We start from the raw sequence: 1,589 nt of genomic DNA, 5'->3' as shown, positions 1-1,589 counted from the left end.
ACACCATGAAGAAGTTCGCGATCATCCTCGCGCTGTCCCTGCTGCTGCCGGTCGGCGGTCACGCCGCGTCCGGCGCCATCAGCGCTGAAAAGAAGGCGCTCATCGACACCCTGCTGGAGCAGTCCGGCCAGTCGGCGATCGCCATGGGCAAGCAGTTCTCCGACCTGTTCATGGTGCAGATGACGGATATGCTGAAGAAGGCGAAACCGGACATCGATCCGCGGGCCTTCGTCATTCTCGGCGAGGAGGTCACGGCCGTGATCAATGAAAAGATCGTCGCCGACGGCGTGCTCAACAACATGATGTACCCGATCTACAGCAGGCACTTCAACGAGGCCGAGCTGCGCGAAATGATCGCGTTCAACGACACCGTGCTGGGCCGGAAGATCATCCGCGTCCTGCCCGAGATCAGTCAGGAGAGTCTGCGGGCAGGGCAGCAGATGGGTGCCGGCATGGGGCCCGAGATAGAGTGGCGCATCCTGGAGCGGTTCAGGAAGGAAGGCATAAAATAACGCCCCGGCAGCACGCCGGCCGGGAGCCCGTGTGAACCCCCTCCGTGAAATCCATCGCGATGACCACCTGCTGGCGGTGCACAAGCCGGCGGGTCTGCTGGTGCATCGCAGTCCCATCGACCGGCACGAGACCGAGTTCGCGCTCCAGCATGCGCGCGAGCTGAATGGCGGCGGGCATGTCTACCCGGTGCATCGCCTGGACCGGCCGACTTCCGGTCTGCTGCTGTTCGCCCGTGATCCGGACACCGCCAGTGCGGTGGGCGGGGCGTTCATGGCCGGCGAAGTGGGCAAGACCTATCTCGCCGTGGTGCGCGGCTGGGCGCCGGAGGCGGGACTGATCGATCACCCGCTGCGCGAGCACGCCACCGACCGCCGCGACACCTCGGAGCAGCCGCTGCGCGAGGCGCTGACGCGTTACCGACGTCTGGCCACCTGCGAGCTGCCGGTGGCGGTGGAGCGCTACCCGGCGAGCCGCTACAGCCTGGTCGAGCTGAGGCCGGAGACCGGGCGCAAGCACCAGCTGCGCCGGCACATGCAGCACATCGGCCACCCGATCATCGGTGACACCAATTACGGCCGCACGCGCCACAACCACTACTTCGCGCAGCGCTTCGGCGGCAGCCGGCTGATGCTGGCCGCCATCGCGCTGCGGCTGGTGCATCCGGCCACCGGCGAGCCGCTGGTGCTGGCGGCGGCGCCGGAAGAGAGCTTCCTGCGCGTGCTGTCGATCTTCGGGCAGGATGTCGTGACTGCAGCGGCCACGCCGGGCTGGCCCGGCGACGATGGCGCTGGTTCAGGCGCCGCGGGCGCCGCCGCAGCCGGCATCTGCCCGGGCGATGCCGCTGACGCCGCTGTCATCGGCCGGCAGGGCTGACGGATCGGGGGCGCAGTGCAGCTCTCGCGGCGTGCCCGGCTGTCCGGGCGAGCCGCTGTCGCCGCCGGCGCGCGAGTCGGACTCGCCGCAGCCCGCGAGTCCCAGGGCCAGCAGCAGGATCAGGCCGGTGGCGCCGCGTGCGGGGGTGTTGCGCTGTGTCATGACGGGGTGCTCCTCGCGGATTCTTGGTGGCGGCGCGGTCA

General features: G+C 69.0%; 3 protein-coding genes. 2 read left to right on the top strand and 1 reads right to left on the bottom strand.

The window, feature by feature from the left end; genetic code table 11:
* Both C5O18_RS09305 and C5O18_RS09300 read left to right on the top strand, forming a co-directional pair.
* A partial coding sequence (locus C5O18_RS09305) for a DUF2059 domain-containing protein (protein WP_206389841.1) occupies positions 1–512 on the top strand: 512 nt, incomplete at its 5' end.
* A gap of 31 nt (positions 513–543) precedes the next feature.
* Positions 544–1,386 carry a pseudouridine synthase gene (locus tag C5O18_RS09300; protein ID WP_105193337.1) on the top strand — a complete coding sequence of 281 codons (843 nt, stop codon included), beginning with the start codon at positions 544–546 and terminating at the stop codon, positions 1,384–1,386.
* Here C5O18_RS09300 and C5O18_RS09295 read toward each other — a convergent pair.
* Positions 1,306–1,589, bottom strand: a 284-nt coding sequence (locus C5O18_RS09295) for a hypothetical protein (RefSeq protein WP_206389840.1), incomplete at its 5' end; no start/stop codon positions are given. The two genes, C5O18_RS09300 and C5O18_RS09295, sit on opposite strands and share 81 nt — an antisense overlap.

Source organism: Amnimonas aquatica (assembly GCF_002943415.1).
Classification (GTDB): domain Bacteria; phylum Pseudomonadota; class Gammaproteobacteria; order Pseudomonadales; family Moraxellaceae; genus Perlucidibaca; species Perlucidibaca aquatica_A.
This window is presented reverse-complemented; position numbering and strand designations above follow the sequence as displayed.